Below are 19,698 nucleotides of genomic sequence, written 5' to 3'. Positions count from 1 at the left end.
GTCATAAACAGGAGGTGAATTATGACAAAACCTGCTCTGGCGTTCGCTGCGGCCTTACTGGCGCTCAATGCCACCGCATCCGTTGCGGCTCAGCCGCATCACGTTTATACCAATAAAGATTTCTATAAAAATGGCGTCTTCCAGAAAGAGGTGGCGAAAGATGCAATAGCGCAACTGCTCGCCTCTTATGGTCATACGCTGACGCCGGCCATGCGCCAGCAGCTGTGGGTCAATGATTTCGGGCTGGGCGATTATCAGCATGTTGGCCTGGCCAGCATCACCTGGGTCAATAATCTGGATTACGGTTATTACGCTATGACCATGTATCTGCTGCCGAACCAGATGATTCCGGAGCATCGACACATGCCGATTAGCGCGCCGCCGGCACGTCCGGCAAAACATGAATCATGGCGCGTCCTCGATGGCTGGGTATATAACTTCTCAGAAATTGGCGCCGCATCAGCGGATATTCCGCCGACGCCGAAAAGTTTTGGTCCGGTGCAAAGCCACAATGTCGTCATTCAGCATCAGGGCGAAACGCTGTCGCTGAAAAAACTGGAGAGTTATCATTTCCTGATGGCCAACAGTAAAGGGGCGATTGTGGATGAATATGGCAACTGGCAGGATCGCCGTGGCTGGTTCAGCTCCAATCCTAAAGTCGCCCCTACGCCGTAAACCGTGCCCTGCGAGAGATAGTCGATGTGATTTCCCTGTAGCCACCGGAGGCGTTCGCGCCTCCTTTTTAATTAATGGCCTTTACCGGGATGCGCAGAGAGCCGCTCAGCCACGGCGATTTACCCGGTGCAGACGAATATCACGCTGTTTCATCTCTTCAACGGCAGCACAGGGGCAATCGTCATCGGTGATCACACCGTCCAGCTGCTGCAGCTTACATACGGAATACACGCTGTAACGACCATATTTGCTGCTGTCAGCCACCAGATAACGCTGCGCTGAGGCGGCCAGCACCGCCTGATTCACCAGCAAGGTGTCTTCGTCGGGTGTCGAGAGGCCGTGCGTGACATCCCACGCGCTGGCGCTGAGGAAGGCCAGATCAATATTGAACGCGGCAAGGGCGGTCGCCGCCATGGCACCCACGCTGGCAATATGCCGTTTATCGACTTTGCCACCCGTATGAAATAGCGTGATGTGGCTGTGACGCATCAGCCAGGCGGCAATCGTAAAGTCGTTAGTCAGCACGGTGAGACTTGCCTGATCGCCTAACGCACGCGCAATTTCATAGCTGGTGGTACCGGCATCGAGGTAGACCACCTGGCCATCCTGTACCAGCGATGCGGCATAGCGGCCAGGGCTTTGTTTGGCGTGCACGTTCAGCTGCGCCTTCTCCACATACGGCAATGCCTGATGGACCACGGCAGGCAATCTGGCGCCGCCGTGTATGCCAACCACCAGGCCGGCGTCCTGCAGGAATTTAATATCGCGGCGGATGGTCATCGCCGACACCGCCATCAGCGTGGCCAGTTCGTGAATGGTGGCCGATCGTTTCGCAAACAGGTAGCGATAAATAGCGTCTTTTCGGTCTTCGGGCAGCATCATGAGCTCGGGGTTAAAAGTGACGTTTTGCCTGCCATGCCACGCACGCATAGCGTCCGGTACGGCAGCTTCGCTATGATAGCTCATCTGAAGTTGAATCAGATTCAACGAGGCAATGAGTCAGGAGACACCGAAATGCCCGCCCTGCAACGTAATGAACTGGCCGATCTGAATGTTTTTCTGCTGATTTGCCGGCGCAAGAGCTTCCGCCTCGCCGCGCTGGAACTGGGGGTCACCACGTCGGCCATCAGCCACACGTTGCGCAGTCTTGAAGCGCGTCTTGGCGTGCGCCTGCTCAATCGCACCAGCCGGGCGGTGGTGCCGACGGACGCCGGTGCCGCTTTTTTGCGCCATCTGGAAACCGGCTTTGCGCAGATTGAGCTGGCGCTGAACGATCTGCACCTGTATCGCGAATCACCCAGCGGCCGCCTGCGGCTGAACATCCCGCGTGATGCCGGGCAGCTGCTGTTTCGGCCGATCCTGGCGCGCTTTATGGCGACCTATCCGGAGCTCAGTCTGGAAATTACGGTGGATAACAATCTGGTGGATATCATCGGCAGCGGCTATGACGCCGGGATTCGCTACGGCGCCAGCGTACCGAAAGATATGATCGCCATGCCGCTGACGCCCAAACTGCGCTGGATCGTGGTGGCGTCACCCGATTACGTGCGCGACGCGCCGCCGCTGCAGCATCCGGACGATCTGCGCAACCATCGCTGTATTCGCATGCGCCTTGGCAATGGCACGCTGTATAAGTGGCCGCTGGCGCAGGGCAAGGTGACGTATGAGGTCGATGTGCCGGGCACGCTGACGCTCAATGAGAGCGACATGATTATTGATGCGGTCGCCGGCGGTTAGGGTCTCGGCTACTGCCCGGAGCGCTACGTACAGGCGCAGCTGGCGAGCGGGCAGCTGGTGCGCGTGCTGACGGACTGGTGCAGCGAAGACGAACCGCTGGTGATGTATTACCCCGACCGTCGCCAGCTGCACCCGGGTTTACGCCGGCTGATTGAGATGATCCGCGCCGAAACGATGCGCTAACGCTGGACGCGTGCGGCGTAAATAATAAACGTCACCACGCCAAAAATTTCCAGCTCCTCCTCTTCACGCAGCCGGATGGGCTGATAGCGCGGATTCATCGGCATCAGCTGTACGCAGGGATGCGTCTGTAGCCGCTTGACGGTGAACTCGCCGTTAATGGCGGCGATTACGATGTCGTCGTGCCGGGCATTGAGTGAGCTGTCGACCACCAGCAGGTCGCCTTCGCGGATATTGGCATCGCGCATCGAGTCGCCTTCGACGCGCACAAAATAGGTGGCGCTGGGGCGGGTCACCAGCAGCTCATTGAGATCAATCTGGCGCTCAATGTAGTCCTGAGCGGGCGAGGGGAAACCACCGTGCACCGCGTCAAGGAATAGCGGGCGGGAGCGCGAAGGCGGTGAAAGCTGTGGCAAAAAGAAACGCGTCATAGCGAATATTCCATAGATACTGTTTTTATATACAGTATCAGGCGGTTTTTGCTATGATCAAGTCTGCCCGCGGTAAAAAAAGCGAAGCGTATGAAAAACAGCAGAATTCAGTTTTTTGCCGCGCAAACCGCTGAAAAGTGCACTCTTCGCTAAGCACTCTGTGCGCCCGTCTGGCGAAACTTCAATTGTTGTCTACACTTAATGTTGCCGATGTTCGTAGTGCGGTTGCAGTGTTGATGAAAATTTCGTTTAGTTCTGGAGCGTTACCCTTTCGATTCCCGTGTTTACGGAAAAACCTCCTCACTTCCTGCCTGCCTGCGAACAGACTGCCCGTTTACGTTCAGATACAGGAGGAGACGTGACCCCTGCGGTTAATGAGAACAGCACCCTGCCGTCGCTAAGTGGCGGACTTTACGCCTTCTTTTTTGATGTTGACGGCACGCTGGCCGCGCTTCAGTCGCAGCCCGAGTCGGTTTCCATCCCCGCATCGGTGCGCCAGCATCTGCAACAAATTTCTAATTTAAGTCACGGCGCGCTGGCGCTGGTTTCCGGCCGTCCGATCAGCCAGCTGGATGAGCTGGTCGCGCCGCTGGAAGCCCCGGCGGCGGGCGTGCACGGCGCTGAGCGCCGCGATGCCAGCGGACATCTGCATCGTCAGTCGCTGCCGGATGAGGTGGCGCAAACGCTGCAGGTTGAACTGCAGCAGACCCTTGACCAGTGGCCCGGTACGCTGCTGGAAGTGAAAGGCATGGCCTTTGCGCTGCACTACCGCAACGCGCCAGAGTATGAAAACGCCATCATGCAGCTGGCCGAAGAGGCGGTAACCCGCTTTCCGGCGCTGGCGCTGCAGCCAGGTAAATGTGTGGTGGAACTGAAACCGCAGGGCATCGATAAAGGTGCTGCGGTACGCGAATTTATGCAGGAAGCGCCATTTACCGGTCGCATTCCGGTATTTGTGGGCGACGATCTGACCGATGAGAAAGGCTTTCTTGCAGTCAATGCCATGCACGGCATCTCGGTCAAGGTCGGTGAAGGTCCAAGCCAGGCGCGCTATCGTCTGCCCGATGTGGCAGCGGTCTGGCACTGGCTGGAACAACTATTATTACAACTAGAACATGACAACGTCGGTAAGGAGTTTAGGTTATGAGTCGTTTAGTCGTCGTATCTAACCGTATCGCTATTCCTGATGGAAGCAAAACCAACGCAGGCGGTCTCGCCGTCGGCATTCTGGATGCGCTGCAGACCACCGGAGGATTGTGGTTTGGCTGGAACGGAGAGATCAGTGAGTTTTCCGGTGAAGAAGATGAGGAACTTACCCAGATCGAACAAGACGGCATTACCTATGCCTCATTCCCCCTCAATCAAAACGATTACGATCAGTACTACTGCCAGTTTTCTAACACGGTGATCTGGCCCGCGTTCCACTATCGCCTCGATCTGGTGCAGTACCAGCGTGAAGCCTGGGAAGGCTACTGCCGCGTGAATACCCTGCTGGCGCAGCGGCTGAAACCGCTGATCAAGCCGGACGATATCCTGTGGATCCACGATTACCACCTGCTGCCGTTTGCCGCTGAACTGCGTAAACAGGGCATCAATAACCGAATCGGATTCTTTCTGCATATCCCGTTCCCGACGCCGGAAATTTTCAATGCGCTGCCGCCGCATCAGGAACTGCTGGAAATGCTGTGTGAATACGATCTGCTGGGTTTCCAGACAGAATCCGATCGCGTGGCGTTTCTCGACAGCCTGAGCCAGCTGACGCAGCTGCAGAATAAAGGCGAGAAGAAGCATCGCGCCTTTGGCAATACCTTTATGACCGAGGTTTACCCTATCGGTATCGAGCCGGACAGCATTAAAGAGATGGCGGAAGGGCCGCTGCCACCGAAGATGGCCGCGATGAAGCGTGAGCTGGGCGATTTGCAGAATATTATCGCCTGTGAGCGTCTCGACTATTCCAAAGGCTTGCCGGAGCGTTTCCTTGCCTATGAAGCGCTGCTGGAAAACTTCCCGCAGCATCGCGGCAAAATCCGTTACTCACAGATTGCGCCGACCTCGCGCGGCGACGTGCAGGCCTATCAGGATATTCGTCACCAGCTGGAGACGGAAGCGGGGCGCATTAACGGTAAATACGGCACGCTGGGCTGGACGCCGCTCTATTATCTCAACCAGCATTTTGACCGCCGTCTGCTGATGAAGATTTTCCGCCTGACCGACGTGGGGCTGGTTACGCCGCTGCGTGACGGCATGAACCTGGTGGCGAAAGAGTATGTCGCGGCGCAGGATCCGGACGATCCGGGCGTGCTGGTGCTGTCGCGCTTTGCCGGAGCGGCCAACGAGCTGACTTCTGCGCTGATCGTTAACCCGTACGATCGTGATGATGTGGCGGCGGCGCTGGACCGCGCGCTGACCATGCCGCGCACCGAGCGTATCTCGCGCTATAACGACATGATGGCCGTACTGCGTAAGCAGGACATTTCGCACTGGCGCGAAAGCTTCCTGAACGATCTGAACACGCTGCCGGCACGCAGCGCCAGCCACGGTAGCGATAACAAGGTCGCGACGTTTCAGAAGCTGGCGTAATTAGCCCCGCAAGGCGCGATGTTCCCCTCAGGCAATGCCTCTCCCGTACGCGGGAGAGGTATCCGTCAGACGACGCAGGCAGGACCGTGCTGCGTAGCGTTTTCACGCGACACCCTCACCAGATGAAATCGATTTCATTTTGTTAAGCGCTAACCCGCTGACCCGGCACCAAAAAACGCACGAATTGGTTAAAATTAAGCCAGTTAATCACTGAAACGCTGAATTTTTTCTTCCGACCCTAAAGATTTGGCTGGCCAGGCCGATAGTTCTAATACATCAGTGTGTTAGTTAGTCAATTCATTCATATCGCTAATGTAACGTGCTGTTACATCCCTTGTGACTCGCTAAACCCTCCCTACAAACTCTTTACACACCACAAGCGCGCTGCATCCACTCTTCACGCTTCGCTAGCACAGCGCCATTAGTCCTGCGTGGCAATATTCCCTGTAAGTGATTAATTTAAAAGCGAATAATTACGGCGATTTTTGGTGTTTTATGCTGCATTTTTGGTTTATTTCGGGGTCTTGTCTTTGCCTAAAGCCAACGTAGCAGATAAAAGATCGTCCCATGGCGGCGATCTGCGACACACTTCAAAATTCAGACTTTTCCTGTGAAATATTAGCGAAACGTTTCAAAATCGCTCAAAAAAAGAACAACAGAAAAGCATTACTGAAGCTTCACTTGAAAAATTTGCCTTAAAAGTGTGACGTAGATCACACTTTATCTAAAATTTCATACCAATCACGTTGTATGTCGAAATCAGACGATATAGATTTGCCTTGTTTTCGGATTAGTCTTAAAAAACTGTAAGCAGACGTCACGGAAGATGGTTACAACTCAAGAAAAGATTGGCCTGGAGTTTTGACTACTACTGATCAATATCCCGGTGGGAAGTGAAACAGTTCAGTACGCGTTGGCTTATGCCTGATTATTTTTTGCCATCTTTAGATTTACCAACCAGCAACCCGAACCATAGAACACTTAATTCTGTGGCCGTATATATGTCGCGTCTATCAGGATGGAAAAAAATGGGTACATCAGAATTACTAAAACACATATATGACATCAATCTGTCATATTTATTGCTTGCACAGCGTTTGATAAACCAGGAAAAAGCTTCAGCAATGTTTCGTTTAGGTATCGATGAGCCAATGGCGGATGCATTGCAGCAATTGACTTTACCTGAGATGGTAAAATTAGCGGAAACCAATCAACTGGTTTGCCAGTTCCGCTTTACCGATCACAATCTTATTAACCGTTTAACGCAGGAATCACGTGTGGATGATTTGCAGCAAATCCACACCGGTATTTTATTATCCAGCCGTTTATTGCGCAGCGCATCGAAAGATGATGTCTCTGCTAAAAAGAGGGCGGTGTAATGACCGAAAAAAGTATCGTTCAGGAAGCGCGTGATATTCAGCTGGCAATGGAGCTGATTACCCTGGGCGCACGACTGCAGATGCTGGAAAGTGAAACCCAGCTGAGCCGCGGTCGCCTGATTAAACTGTACAAAGAGCTGCGTGGGGCACCACCACCGAAAGGCATGCTGCCATTCTCTACCGACTGGTTCATGACCTGGGAACAAAATATTCATGCGTCGATGTTCTGCAACGCCTGGCAGTTTCTGCTGAAAACCCGGCTGAGCAGTGGCGTAGAGGCGGTTATCAAAGCGTATCGCCTGTATCTTGAGCAGTGTCCGCAATCGGACGAGGGCCCGCTGTTGGCGCTGACCCGCGCCTGGACCCTGGTGCGATTTGTTGAAAGTGGCATGCTGGAATTGTCTGACTGTAAATGCTGTGGCGGAAGCTTCATCAACCACGCGCATCAGCCGCCGGGCAGCTTTGTTTGCAGCCTGTGCCAGCCGCCATCACGTGCCGTAAAAAGACGTAAACTTTCTGCAGATTCTGCCGATACCTTTCCACAACTGCTGGATGAACAGGTTAAACGCGCCGTTTAAGTTTGTTCGCATCGTGGAAAGCATCCAGCAGCGGTTAATACCGCTGCTTTTTTTTTGCCCACACCCTGCGAATAACACCTGCGGCTCTCTGGCTTAACTTCCACCAACACGTTACGGACGTAAGGATGTTTTTGTGCTGATTATTGTGGGTTATATCGTAGTCCTCGGTTCCGTGCTGGGCGGTTACATGATGGTAGGCGGCCATCTGGGCGCGCTTTACCAGCCGTCGGAGTTGCTGATTATTGGCGGCGCCGGCATTGGTGCGTTTCTGGTGGGCAACAACGGCAAATCGATTAAAAAGACGCTAAAAGCGCTGCCTTTGTTAATGCGCGGCTCAAAATATAACAAAGCCGTATACATGGATTTAATGGCGCTGCTGTATCGCCTGATGGCGAAATCACGTCAGCAGGGCATGCTGTCGCTGGAACGCGATATTGAAGATCCCAGCCAGAGCGAAATTTTCGCTAACTATCCGCGTATTTTGTCCGATAAACCTTTAGTGGATTTTATTACCGACTATTTACGTCTGATGGTGAGCGGAAATATGAATGCTTTCGAGATCGAAGCCCTGATGGATGAAGAGATCGAAACCTATGAACACGAGTGCGAAGTACCAGCACAAAGCTTAGCGGCAGTCGGTGATGGCCTGCCGGCGTTTGGTATCGTCGCCGCGGTAATGGGCGTGGTGCACGCGCTGGCCTCCGCGGACCGCCCGGCGGCAGAACTGGGCGCGCTGATTGCGCACGCCATGGTGGGAACCTTCCTCGGTATTCTGCTGGCTTACGGCTTCATTTCGCCGCTGGCATCCGTGCTGCGCCAGAAGTGCGCGGAAACCACCAAGATGATGCAGTGCGTCAAAGTCACGCTGCTCTCCAGCCTGAACGGTTATGCGCCGCAGATCGCCGTCGAGTTTGGTCGTAAAACCCTATATTCCACCGAGCGTCCGTCCTTTACCGAGCTGGAAGAGCACGTGCGCAACGCGAAAAACCCGGCTAAGCAGACTTCGGATACGCCTTCATGAAGCACGGTAATCGCCCGATTGTGCTGGTCAAACGGCGCAAACATAAAAAGCATGAAGGCAGCCATGGCTCATGGAAGATTGCCTATGCCGACTTTATGACGGCGATGATGGCGTTCTTCATGGTGATGTGGCTGATCTCGATCGCCAATCCGCAGGAGCTGGTGCAGATTGCCGAATATTTTAAAACGCCGCTCAAGGTCGCCCTGACCGGCGGTCAGCGTAGCAGCGACAGCGAAAGTCCGATTCCCGGCGGCGGCGATGATCCGACGCAGAAGAAAGGCGAAGTGCAGAAACAGGTCGACATGGATGCGCAAAAGCGCCAGCTGGATGACATTCGCCTGAACCGGCTGCGTGAAAAACTCGACCAGCTGATTGAGGCCGATCCGCGCCTGAAAGCGCTGCGTCCGCATCTGATCATCAACATGGTGGAAGAGGGGCTGCGCATTCAGATTATCGATAGCCAGAACCGCCCGATGTTTAAAACCGGCAGCGCTGAAGTGGAGCCGTACATGCGCGATATCCTGCGCGCCATTGCGCCGCTGCTGAATGATATTCCTAACAAAATCAGTTTGTCCGGTCATACCGATGACTTCCAGTACGCCAGCGGCGATCGCGGCTACAGCAACTGGGAACTGTCGGCGGATCGTGCCAATGCCTCACGCCGTGAGCTGGTGGCGGGCGGGCTGGACGGCGGCAAAATGCTGCGCGTGGTCGGCATGGCCGACACCATGAAACTGAAAAACCGCGGCGCCAACGACGCGGTGAACCGTCGTATCAGCCTGCTGGTGTTGAACCATGACACCGAAGCGGCGATTGAAAAAGAGAATGCCGAGAGCGATGCCGTTCAGGTGAGTGACCCGGCGCAGATTTTACCTAGCATTACCGCACCGGCTGGTCCGGCGGCGCCAACTGCCCCCACGGGTTCTACCGCAGCACCGGCCACACCGGCAGCCGCGGCGAATCCGCCGGCAGCGGCACCGCCCGCCGCCAGCGCGGTGACACCAGACCAACCCTCACAGCCGAGGTGATCCCGTGAGCATGGACATCAGCGATTTTTACCAGACGTTTTTTGATGAAGCCGATGAGCTGTTAGCGGATATGGAGCAACACCTGTTGGGACTGGATCCCCAGGAGCCCGATTCCGAGCAGTTGAATGCCATCTTCCGCGCCGCCCACTCCATTAAGGGCGGAGCCGGTACGTTTGGCTTTACGGTTTTACAGGAAACCACCCACATCCTGGAAAACATTCTGGATGGTGCGCGCCGTGGCGAAATGCAGCTCAGCACCGACATCATCAACCTGTTTTTGGAAACCAAAGATATTATGCAGGAACAGCTCGATGCCTATAAAACCGCGCAGGAGCCAAACGCAGAAAGCTTTAACTACATCTGTGAAGCCCTGCGCCAGCTGGCGCTGGAAGCCAAAGGAATAGCCCCGCAAGCCGCCGCACCGGTGGTGGCGCTCGCCGACGTGGCAGCACCTGCCGCACCTGCCAGCAGCGGCCTGCGCCTGCAGCTGATCAATCTGAAAGAGAAAGAGCCGGATCTGCTGCTGGAAGAGCTGGGCAACCTCGGCACCCTGACCGATGTGGTGAAAGGCGCCAGCTCGCTGGAAGCCACCATCGACGGTGTCGGCAAAGACGATATCGTGGCGGTGCTGTGTTTCGTGATTGATGAAGCGCAGATTCAGTTCCCACAGGACGCCGCACCCGCCGCCATTGCCGCCGCGCCCGTCGCAGAGGCCGAAGCCGAAGCGCCGGTGCAGCAAACGGCGACCGTCACCGACATTACTCCGGCGGTGAAGCGTGAGAGCAAGCGTGCTGCCGCGCCCGCCAAAAGCAGCGAATCCAGCAGTATTCGCGTGGCGGTGGAAAAAGTTGACCAGCTGATCAACCTGGTCGGCGAGCTGGTGATTACCCAGTCAATGCTGGCGCAGCGCTCTGGTGCGCTGGATCCGGTGGCACATGGTGACCTGCTCAACAGCATGGGTCAGCTGGAGCGTAACGCCCGCGACCTGCAGGAATCGGTGATGTCGATTCGTATGATGCCGATGGAGTACGTGTTCAGCCGCTTCCCGCGTCTGGTGCGCGATCTGGCCAGCAAGCTGGGCAAAGAGGTTGAACTGACGCTGCTCGGCAGCTCAACCGAACTGGATAAGAGCCTGATTGAACGCATCATCGATCCGTTAACGCACCTGGTGCGTAACAGCCTCGACCACGGCATCGAAACCCCGGAAAAACGGCTGGCCGCCAGCAAAACGGCGGTCGGCAATCTGACGCTGTCCGCGGAACACCAGGGCGGCAACATCTGCATCGAAGTGATCGATGACGGTGCCGGCCTCAACCGTGAACGTATCCTGGCGAAAGCGCTCTCGTCCGGCCTGCCGGTCAGCGACAGCATGAGCGATGAAGAAGTCGGCATGTTGATCTTCGCGCCAGGCTTCTCGACCGCCGAACAGGTGACCGACGTATCAGGCCGCGGCGTCGGCATGGACGTGGTGAAACGTAATATCCAGGAGATGGGCGGTCACGTCGAAATCTCCTCGAAGCAGGGCAAAGGCACCACCATTCGCATTCTGCTGCCGCTGACGCTGGCGATCCTCGACGGGATGTCGGTGCGCGTGGCAGACGAAGTGTTCATCCTGCCGCTGAACGCGGTGATGGAGTCACTGCAGCCCACGGCTGAAGAGCTGAAACCGCTGGCCGGTGGCGAGCGCGTACTGGAAGTGCGCGGCGAGTACCTGCCGCTGGTTGAGTTGTGGAACGTGTTTGACGTGCAGAACGCCAAAACCGACGCCACGCAGGGCATCGTGGTGATCCTGCAGAGCGCAGGACGTCGCTATGCGCTGCTGGTTGATCAGCTGATTGGTCAGCATCAGGTGGTGGTGAAGAACCTGGAAAGCAACTACCGCAAAGTGCCGGGCATTTCCGCCGCCACCATCCTCGGCGATGGCAGCGTTGCGCTGATTGTCGACGTATCGGCACTGCAATCATTGAACCGTGAGAAGCGTGTGGCCGGTGCCGCAGCGTAACAGATAACGAAAGGGTAAAAAAATGACTGACATGGCAACCGTGACGAAAATCGCTGGCGAAACCGTCGGCCAGGAGTTCCTGGTTTTCACCCTCGGTGACGAAGAGTACGGCATCGATATCCTTAAAGTGCAGGAGATTCGTGGTTACGATCAGGTAACGCGTATCGCTAACACGCCGGAGTTCATCAAGGGCGTGACTAACCTGCGTGGCGTAATTGTGCCGATTATCGACCTGCGCGTGAAGTTCTCGCAGCCGGACGTGGAGTACAACGAAAACACCGTAGTGATCGTGCTGAATCTTGAGCATCGCGTGGTCGGCATCGTGGTGGATGGCGTGTCTGATGTGCTGTCGCTGACGCAGGATCAGATCCGTCCGGCACCGGAATTTGCCGTCACCATGTCGACCGAGTACCTCACCGGTCTCGGTGCGCTGGGCGAGCGTATGCTGATTCTGGTCGACATCGAAAAACTGCTGAGCAGTGAAGAGATGGCGCTGGTGGATACGCTGCGTAGCGCATAATCGTTCGCAGAGAGTCACGGGTCGCTGATGCGGCCCGTGACTATTACATCCTTTATTAAACCGTTATAAATCAATAACAAAGCCCACAAATATTTCCTGCCCTCGCTCAATATTCCCGCCGCCAGGTCGATAACTGTATTGCACGATTTTTCTTCATTTCCCAGGGCAAACTATGTTTACGAAAATCCGCGTTGTGACCAGCCTGTTGCTGGTGTTGTTGGTGTTTGGCGTACTGCAGCTGGCTTCCGGCTCGCTGTTTTTTAAAGCGCTGAGTGACGACAAAAAAAGTTTCAATACCTCTCAGCTGGCGAGCAAAAACATTGCCGCCATCAATGATGCTTACATGAGCCTTAACCAAAGCCGCGTGATCCTGACGCGCATCCAGCTGCGTATTGCCACCAGTAAACTGACCGGCACCGAAGCCGACATCGGTACGCTGTTCGGGCAGAGCAGGACGTTCCAGCAGACGGCGCAGGATAACTTCACCCTGTTTAAAAACACGCCGGACACGCCGGGCCAGAATCTGCAGCTCAATCAGCAGCTGGAACAGACCTATAAAGCTTACGCCAGCGCACTGGCTGAGATGCAGCAGGTACTGCAGCACAACGATACCGCCGCAGCCGGCAAAGTACCGGTGGCCCCGACGCAAAGTGCCTTTCTGGAAAACTACACCCAGTGGCGCGCCGATCAGGATCGTCTGACGGCGGCCGGCGTGGCGGCGAACAGCGCCGCTTACGAGCACATGATGTGGCTGCTGGGGCTGGTACTGGCGCTGGTGGTGGGCGTGATCGTGCTGTGCTGGTTCGGCCTGCGTAAGGTGCTGATTAAGCCGCTCAACGACAGCATCCAGCACATTGAATACATTGCGCAGGGCGATTTAACCCAGACCATCACCGTCGAAGGACGCAATGAAATGAGCCAGCTGGCGAGCAAGCTGCAGGAGATGCAGCAGGCGCTGGTGCGCACCGTCAGCAACGTGCGCGACGGCTCGGACGCTATTTTTACCGGCGCCAGCGAAATCTCCGCCGGCAATAACGATCTCTCGGCGCGTACCGAACAGCAGGCGGCGTCGCTGGAGCAGACTGCGGCCAGCATGGAGCAGCTCACCGCCACGGTGAAGCAGAACGCCGAGAACGCGCGGCAGGCCTCGCAGCTGGCGCTCAGTGCATCGGAAACCGCGCAGAAAGGCGGAGAAGTGGTGGAAGGCGTGGTGCGCACCATGCACGATATCGCCGGCAGTTCGAAGAAGATTGCCGACATTACCAGCGTGATTGACGGTATCGCTTTCCAGACCAACATCCTCGCGCTCAACGCCGCAGTCGAAGCGGCGCGCGCCGGGGAACAGGGCCGTGGCTTCGCGGTGGTGGCCGGTGAAGTGCGCAACCTTGCCCAGCGCAGCGCGCAGGCGGCGAAGGAGATCAAAGGGCTGATTGAAGACTCGGTGCGTCGCGTTGACAGCGGCTCACAGCTGGTCGGCACGGCGGGCGATACCATGGGCGAAATCGTCAATGCGGTGACGCGCGTCACCGACATCATGGGCGAGATCGCCTCGGCGTCGGACGAGCAGAGTCGCGGTATCGATCAGGTCGGCCAGGCGGTGACCGAGATGGACCGCGTCACGCAGCAGAACGCCTCGCTGGTGGAAGAGTCGGCGGCGGCGGCGGCCTCGCTGGAGGAGCAGGCCAGCCGTCTCAGCCAGTCGGTGGCGGTGTTCCGCATTCCACGTGGCGCTCAGCCTGTCAGCAGCACGGGTGTGCGCCATCCGCAGATCGCCCCCCCGCAGGCCAGTGCGCCACGCAAAGCGCTGACCGCGCCGGTCAGCGACGCCAACTGGGAAACGTTCTAAGCTGAAACGGGAGCGGACAACGCGCCGCTCCCTCATCTCCTGCTTTCTTTACTTATAAAACGCTGTAAAAAAGCTTTAATTCAGCATTATCCCTCGTAAAGTCCGGTAAACCCTCTCAAATATTCAGCGCAGCGGTCGATAAACAGGGCGTAACCCCCCTTTTTGGAGACACCATGTTAAAACGAATCAACGTCGTCACCAGCCTGATCGCCGTCCTGCTGGTGTTCGGTGCTATGCAATTACTGTCCGGCGGGCTGTTCTGGTCGGCATTACAAAAAGATAAAGAGGCGTTTGCTGTGGCACAAACGTCAAGTAATAACGTCGCTGCCATGTCCGATGCCTGGATTGAACTCAATCAAACCCGTACCGTGCTCAACCGCGCCATGCTGCGCATGCAGGGCAGCATGGCGTCGCAGACCAACGGCGGTCAGCTTAATGCACTGATCGCGCAGACGGAGAAACAGCTCGACACCGCGGCCGGTCACTATCAGCGCTATTACGATTTGCCTGCGACGCCAGGACTGTCTGATGCGCTGCGCGACCGGCTGGAAGCGGATTATGCCGCGTTCAATAACGGCCTGAAGGCGATGCTGGCCCGGCTGAAAGCCAACGATCTGCAGGGCATGTTTGATCAGAACATTGAAGCCAAACAGGTCAAAATGAAAGCCACCTATGAAGAGTGGCGCAGCGCGCAGAGTGCTTTAGCCGCTGAGGGCGTGGCGCAGAACCAGCGTGCCTTCCACACCATGATGTGGCTGCTGGCGATCGTCGCCGTGATGGTGATCGCGGTAATTGTCGCCTGCTGGTTTGGCCTGCGCACGGTGCTGATTCAGCCGCTGCATCAGTTGCTCGGTCACATTCGCCATATCGCCGCAGGCGATCTGACGCAGACCATCACCGTTGAAGGGCGTAACGAAATGAGCCAGCTGGCCAGCAGTCTGCATGAAATGCAGCAGTCGCTGGTGCACACCGTCGGCAACGTACGCGACGGTTCGGACGCCATCTTTACCGGCGCGAGCGAAATTTCCGCCGGCAACAACGATCTCTCGGCGCGTACCGAACAGCAGGCGGCATCGCTGGAGCAGACCGCGGCCAGCATGGAGCAGCTCACCGCCACGGTGAAGCAGAACGCCGAGAACGCCCGGCAGGCCTCGCAGCTGGCGCTCAGCGCGTCGGAGACCGCACGCAAAGGTGGCGACGTGGTCGAAGGCGTGGTGCGCACCATGCATGACATCGCCGGCAGTTCGAAGAAGATCGCGGATATCACCAGCGTGATCGACGGCATTGCCTTCCAGACCAACATCCTGGCGCTTAACGCGGCGGTCGAAGCGGCGCGCGCCGGTGAGCAGGGCCGTGGTTTTGCCGTGGTAGCGGGCGAGGTGCGTAACCTGGCGCAGCGCAGCGCGCAGGCGGCGAAGGAGATCAAAGGACTGATTGACGATTCGGTCAGCCGGGTTAACGCCGGTTCGCAGCTGGTCGGCACCGCAGGTGACACTATGCAGGATATCGTCGGTGCGGTGACGCGCGTGACTGACATCATGGGCGAAATTGCTTCGGCCTCGGATGAGCAGAGCCGTGGCATCGACCAGGTGGGCCAGGCGGTGACCGAGATGGACCGCGTCACGCAGCAGAACGCCTCGCTGGTAGAAGAGTCGGCCGCCGCCGCGGCCTCGCTGGAGGAGCAGGCCAGCCGCCTGAGCCAGTCGGTGTCGGTGTTCCGCATTCCGCGCGCGTCGGCAGCGGCCCCTGTGCGTCCCCCGCTGACCACGACACCGCCGGCGGCGCGCAAAGCCGCTGCGGCCCCGGTGAGTGACGGAAACTGGGAAACGTTTTAATCACTGCCTGAATCGCCCCCTCTCCCGCAGCGGGAGAGGGTCGCGTGGCTGACCCTTCCCCGGTTTGCTGCTGGTCTTACCCCTTTCACCTCACATAAAGATCCGCGCCTGCGCGCCGATAACACCAGCGATCCGCCAATTAATGAGGTGTTTATGTTTAGTCGTGTTCGAGTGGTATCCGGCCTGCTGTGTGTGCTGGCGTTATTTGCCTTACTGCAGCTGTTTTCCGGAGGAATGTTTTTTTCAACGGTGAAAGCCGATAAAGATAATTTTGCGTACAACCAACGTCTTAGCACCCTGCAAAGGGCGATGGGCACCTCATGGGTTTCGCTGGTACAGGCGCGTAACACACTGAACCGTGCCGGTATCCGCTATCTGCTGGACAGTCAGCAGGCCGGCTCCGGTGCCACGGTAAAAGATCTGGTGGCGCTGGCCAATACGGAGCTGAAAACCGCCGATCAGAGCTTTGCCGAGTTCAACGCTAACCTGTCGGAAAAGGGCAAAAGCGCGGAGAACGTGCTGACGCTGCAGGCTAACTACAACGCGTTTCGCGGGGCGCTGGCCGAGCTGATTGATTTTCTCAGTGCCGGTAACTTTAAAGGCTTTGTCGATCAGCCAACGCAGGGTTTTCAGGACAAATTTGAAAAGGATTACAACGCCTGGCTCGCCTACAACATTGTGCTGGCAAAACAGGGCATTGACGCCAATGAGAGCGCTTACCAACACGCGATTATGCTGGTAGTCGGCACGCTGCTGGTGACGCTGCTGGTGATTGCGCTGGTGTGGAGCGGCATGCGTACGGCGCTGATCCGTCCGCTGCAGCAGAGCATTGAGCACATCCGCCATATTGCGCGCGGCGATCTGACGCAGCCGGTCGATCTCAGCGTACGTAACGAAATGGGCGACCTGCTCAGTTCGCTGCAGCACATGCAGCAGGAGCTGGCGCGCACCGTACGCATCGTGCGCGACGGTTCGGACGCCATCTACACCGGCGCCAGCGAAATCGCCATGGGCAACAACGATCTCTCTTCGCGTACCGAACAGCAGGCCGCATCGCTGGAGCAGACCGCGGCCAGCATGGAGCAGCTGACCGCCACCGTGAAGCAAAACGCGGAAAACGCCCGTCAGGCGTCGCAGCTGGCGCTGAACGCGTCCGAAACGGCGCAGCAGGGCGGCAAAGTGGTCGATGGCGTGGTCAGCACCATGAAGGACATCGCCGGCAGCTCGAAGAAGATTGCCGATATCACCAGCGTGATTGACGGTATCGCCTTCCAGACCAATATCCTCGCGCTGAACGCCGCGGTGGAAGCGGCACGCGCCGGTGAGCAGGGGCGTGGTTTCGCCGTGGTCGCGGGCGAGGTGCGCAGTCTGGCCCAGCGCAGCGCGCAGGCGGCGAAGGAGATCAAAGGCCTGATTGAAGACTCGGTCAGCCGCGTCAATACCGGCTCGGTGCTGGTAGAGAGCGCGGGCGAAACCATGAGCGAGATCGTCAACGCGGTGACCCGCGTGACCGACATCATGGGCGAAATCGCCTCGGCTTCCGATGAGCAGAGCCGCGGTATCGACCAGGTTGGCCTGGCGGTGAACGAGATGGACCGCGTCACCCAGCAGAACGCGGCGCTGGTGGAAGAGTCCGCGACGGCGGCAGCGGCGCTGGAAGATCAGGCCAGCCGACTGAAACAGTCGGTGGCGGTGTTCAATATTGGTAAAGAATTTGTCGCCCAGGCCGTTAACGTAACTACAGCGCCAAAAATTGCGCGTCCGTCTGCACCGCAGGCGCTGGCGCCAGCGGCAGGAGCTCGTGGCGCTGACGATAACTGGGAAACCTTTTAACCCTTGTGGCCGCCGCAGGGCGGCCCGTGTGAATGGTGTGCACTGGCAGCACAGTAGCAACCGCAGTATCACAATTTAATCAGTTTGTTGCCGGGTGACCCGAAATGAAGAAATCGACGTTATTGGATCAAAATGAAGCCACGACGCTGCTCTCACAAATGGTGCAGCGCCTGCCGCTTTCCGATACACATTTTCGTCGTATCAGCCAGCTGATCTATCAGCGCGCGGGCATCGTGCTGGCCGACCACAAACGCGAGATGGTTTACAACCGTCTGGTACGTCGGCTGCGCATGCTGAATATTGATGATTTTGGTCGCTATCTGGCGCTGCTGGAGCAGGACCCGAACAGTGCCGAGTGGCAGGCGTTTATTAACGCACTGACCACCAACCTGACCTCATTTTTCCGTGAGGCGCACCACTTCCCGATTCTGGCAGAGCATGCGCGCAAACGCAGCGGCAACTACAGCGTGTGGAGCACCGCCGCCTCAACCGGTGAAGAGCCATACTCGATTGCCATGACGCTGGCAGAAACGCTGGGCACCGGACCGGGGAAATTTTCCGTCCACGCCAGTGATATTGATACCCAGGTGCTGGAGAAAGCGGTAGCGGGCGTTTATCGCCAGGAGGAGCTGCGCACCTTATCGCAGTCGCAGCTGCAGCGCTTCTTCCTGCGCGGCACCGGCCCGCACGCCGGCATGGTGCGCGTGCGCAGCGAGCTGGCCAACATGGTGAACTATGCGCAACTCAATTTACTGGCGCACGACTGGGCGTTGCCGGGGCCGTTCGACGCGATTTTCTGTCGTAACGTGATGATCTATTTCGATAAAGAGACGCAGGAACAAATTCTGCGCCGTTTTGTCCCCCTGCTGAAGCCGGGCGGTCTGCTGTTTGCCGGGCATTCGGAAAACTTCAGTCAGATCAGTAAAGAGTTCTGGCTGCGTGGACAGACTGTCTATGGACTGACCAAGGAAAGACGATGAGCAAAATCACCGTGATGTGCGTGGATGATTCCGCGCTGATGCGCCAGTTGATGACGGAGATCATCAACAGCCATCCCGATATGGAGATGGTCGCGACGGCGCCGGACCCGCTGGTAGCGCGGGATTTGATCAAACAGTACAACCCGCAGGTGCTGACGCTGGATGTCGAAATGCCGCGTATGGATGGCCTCGACTTCCTCGAAAAACTGATGCGCCTGCGGCCGATGCCGGTGGTGATGGTTTCGTCGCTGACCGGTAAAGGATCGGAAGTGACGCTGCGTGCGCTGGAGTTAGGCGCGGTAGATTTCGTCACCAAGCCGCAGCTCGGCATCCGTGAAGGCATGCTGGCCTACAGCCAGATGATCGCCGACAAGATTCGCGCCGCCGCGCGCGCCAAACTGCATGCGCGTGCCGCCACGCCGCAGCCGGTAATGCTGAAAGCGGGACCGCTGCTGAGCAGTGAAAAGCTGATTGCTATCGGCTCTTCAACCGGCGGCACCGAGGCGATTCGCCATGTGCTGCAGCCGCTGCCGGCCACCAGCCCGGCGCTGCTGATTACGCAGCATATGCCGCCCGGTTTTACCCGCTCGTTTGCCGAGCGGCTGAACAAGCTGTGCCAGATCACCGTAAAAGAGGCGGAAGACGGCGAGCGAATTTTGCCCGGTCACGCCTATATCGCGCCGGGCGCGATGCACATGGAGCTGGCGCGCAGCGGTGCCAACTACGTGGTGAAACTGAACGACGGACCGCCGGTGAACCGCCATAAACCGTCGGTGGACGTCCTGTTCCGCTCGGTTGCGGTCAACGCCGGGCGAAATGCAGTGGGGGTCATTCTGACCGGCATGGGCAACGACGGCGCGGCCGGGATGCTGGAAATGCACCGCGCCGGCGCGTGGACCATCGCCCAGGATGAAGCCAGCTGTGTGGTATTTGGTATGCCGCGCGAAGCGATAGCGATGGGCGGCACCAGTGAAGTGGTCGATCTGGGCCACATCAGCCAGCATATGCTGGCCAAAATTAGCGCCGGACAGGCATTGCGAATTTAACGAGCCGGTCCTGCCGGACAAGACAAC

The 19,698-nt window shown here is 57.4% G+C and carries 16 protein-coding genes and 1 pseudogene; 15 read left to right on the top strand and 2 right to left on the bottom strand.

The features are described from left to right. Nucleotides 1-21: 21 nt before the first annotated feature. A complete protein-coding gene (locus AC6I8F_RS11130; RefSeq protein WP_058769674.1) occupies nucleotides 22-675 on the top strand; it encodes a cupin domain-containing protein in 654 nt (217 codons plus the stop codon). A 105-nt stretch (nucleotides 676-780) separates the two neighbouring features. Here AC6I8F_RS11130 and AC6I8F_RS11125 read toward each other — a convergent pair whose 3' ends face one another. Further along, nucleotides 781-1,557, bottom strand: a complete 777-nt coding sequence (locus AC6I8F_RS11125) for a DeoR/GlpR family DNA-binding transcription regulator (protein WP_394516660.1) — start codon at nucleotides 1,555-1,557, stop codon at nucleotides 781-783. Between the two features lie 132 nt (nucleotides 1,558-1,689). Between AC6I8F_RS11125 and AC6I8F_RS11120 the strand changes: the two are divergent. Beyond that, nucleotides 1,690-2,595 (top strand): annotated as a pseudogene (locus tag AC6I8F_RS11120) (LysR family transcriptional regulator). Here AC6I8F_RS11120 and umuD read toward each other — a convergent pair. Next, nucleotides 2,592-3,023, bottom strand: coding sequence for a translesion error-prone DNA polymerase V autoproteolytic subunit (gene umuD / locus AC6I8F_RS11115; protein ID WP_021506286.1), 432 nt, complete (start codon nucleotides 3,021-3,023; stop codon nucleotides 2,592-2,594). The pseudogene AC6I8F_RS11120 and the gene umuD overlap by 4 nt on opposite strands. A gap of 358 nt (nucleotides 3,024-3,381) precedes the next feature. Here umuD and otsB point away from each other — a divergent pair, with 358 nt between their 5' ends. The 13 genes from otsB (at nucleotide 3,382) to AC6I8F_RS11050 (ending at nucleotide 19,671) form a co-directional block, all read left to right on the top strand. Next, entirely contained in the window at nucleotides 3,382-4,170 is a 789-nt protein-coding gene (gene otsB / locus AC6I8F_RS11110) for a trehalose-phosphatase (RefSeq protein ID WP_021506285.1), read from the top strand. Further along, entirely contained in the window at nucleotides 4,167-5,603 is a 1,437-nt protein-coding gene (gene otsA / locus AC6I8F_RS11105; protein ID WP_021506284.1) for an alpha,alpha-trehalose-phosphate synthase, read from the top strand. The genes otsB and otsA overlap by 4 nt, the downstream gene beginning before the upstream one ends. A gap of 1,028 nt (nucleotides 5,604-6,631) precedes the next feature. Continuing rightward, the gene (gene flhD, locus AC6I8F_RS11100; protein ID WP_021506283.1) at nucleotides 6,632-6,982 is read left to right on the top strand and encodes a flagellar transcriptional regulator FlhD; all 351 of its coding nucleotides are present in this window, start codon (nucleotides 6,632-6,634) and stop codon (nucleotides 6,980-6,982) included. Then, on the top strand, nucleotides 6,982-7,560 hold the full coding sequence (gene flhC, locus AC6I8F_RS11095) for a flagellar transcriptional regulator FlhC (protein WP_021506282.1): 579 nt from the start codon (nucleotides 6,982-6,984) through the stop codon (nucleotides 7,558-7,560). Before flhD ends, flhC begins: the two co-directional genes overlap by 1 nt. A 133-nt stretch (nucleotides 7,561-7,693) precedes the next feature. Continuing rightward, nucleotides 7,694-8,581 carry a flagellar motor stator protein MotA gene (motA, locus tag AC6I8F_RS11090; RefSeq protein ID WP_021506281.1) on the top strand — a complete coding sequence of 296 codons (888 nt, stop codon included), beginning with the start codon at nucleotides 7,694-7,696 and terminating at the stop codon, nucleotides 8,579-8,581. Beyond that, nucleotides 8,578-9,609: a flagellar motor protein MotB gene (gene motB / locus AC6I8F_RS11085; RefSeq protein ID WP_021506280.1), complete on the top strand. Its 1,032-nt coding sequence runs from the start codon at nucleotides 8,578-8,580 to the stop codon at nucleotides 9,607-9,609. The genes motA and motB overlap by 4 nt, the downstream gene beginning before the upstream one ends. A gap of 10 nt (nucleotides 9,610-9,619) precedes the next feature. Beyond that, the gene (cheA, locus tag AC6I8F_RS11080) at nucleotides 9,620-11,611 is read left to right on the top strand and encodes a chemotaxis protein CheA (RefSeq protein ID WP_190286075.1); all 1,992 of its coding nucleotides are present in this window, start codon (nucleotides 9,620-9,622) and stop codon (nucleotides 11,609-11,611) included. A 22-nt stretch (nucleotides 11,612-11,633) separates the two neighbouring features. After that, a complete protein-coding gene (gene cheW, locus AC6I8F_RS11075; RefSeq protein WP_021506278.1) occupies nucleotides 11,634-12,131 on the top strand; it encodes a chemotaxis protein CheW in 498 nt (165 codons plus the stop codon). 172 nt (nucleotides 12,132-12,303) lie between these two features. Next, nucleotides 12,304-13,977, top strand: a complete 1,674-nt coding sequence (locus AC6I8F_RS11070; RefSeq protein WP_498028033.1) for a methyl-accepting chemotaxis protein — start codon at nucleotides 12,304-12,306, stop codon at nucleotides 13,975-13,977. Between the two features lie 173 nt (nucleotides 13,978-14,150). Then, the gene (locus AC6I8F_RS11065; protein WP_058785636.1) at nucleotides 14,151-15,812 is read left to right on the top strand and encodes a methyl-accepting chemotaxis protein; all 1,662 of its coding nucleotides are present in this window, start codon (nucleotides 14,151-14,153) and stop codon (nucleotides 15,810-15,812) included. A 153-nt stretch (nucleotides 15,813-15,965) separates the two neighbouring features. Continuing rightward, nucleotides 15,966-17,645, top strand: a complete 1,680-nt coding sequence (locus AC6I8F_RS11060) for a methyl-accepting chemotaxis protein (protein WP_058785637.1) — start codon at nucleotides 15,966-15,968, stop codon at nucleotides 17,643-17,645. A 104-nt stretch (nucleotides 17,646-17,749) separates the two neighbouring features. Beyond that, nucleotides 17,750-18,625 (top strand): protein-glutamate O-methyltransferase CheR, encoded by an 876-nt coding sequence (cheR, locus tag AC6I8F_RS11055; RefSeq protein ID WP_031279190.1) that lies wholly within the window; start codon nucleotides 17,750-17,752, stop codon nucleotides 18,623-18,625. Continuing rightward, entirely contained in the window at nucleotides 18,622-19,671 is a 1,050-nt protein-coding gene (locus AC6I8F_RS11050) for a protein-glutamate methylesterase/protein-glutamine glutaminase (RefSeq protein WP_021506273.1), read from the top strand. The genes cheR and AC6I8F_RS11050 overlap by 4 nt, the downstream gene beginning before the upstream one ends. The last annotated feature ends 27 nt before the right edge of the window (nucleotides 19,672-19,698 follow it).

This window comes from gamma proteobacterium symbiont of Axiagastus rosmarus (assembly GCF_059730925.1).
The sequence above is the reverse complement of the archived record's forward strand: the minus strand, read 5'-3'. Positions and strand labels throughout refer to the sequence as shown.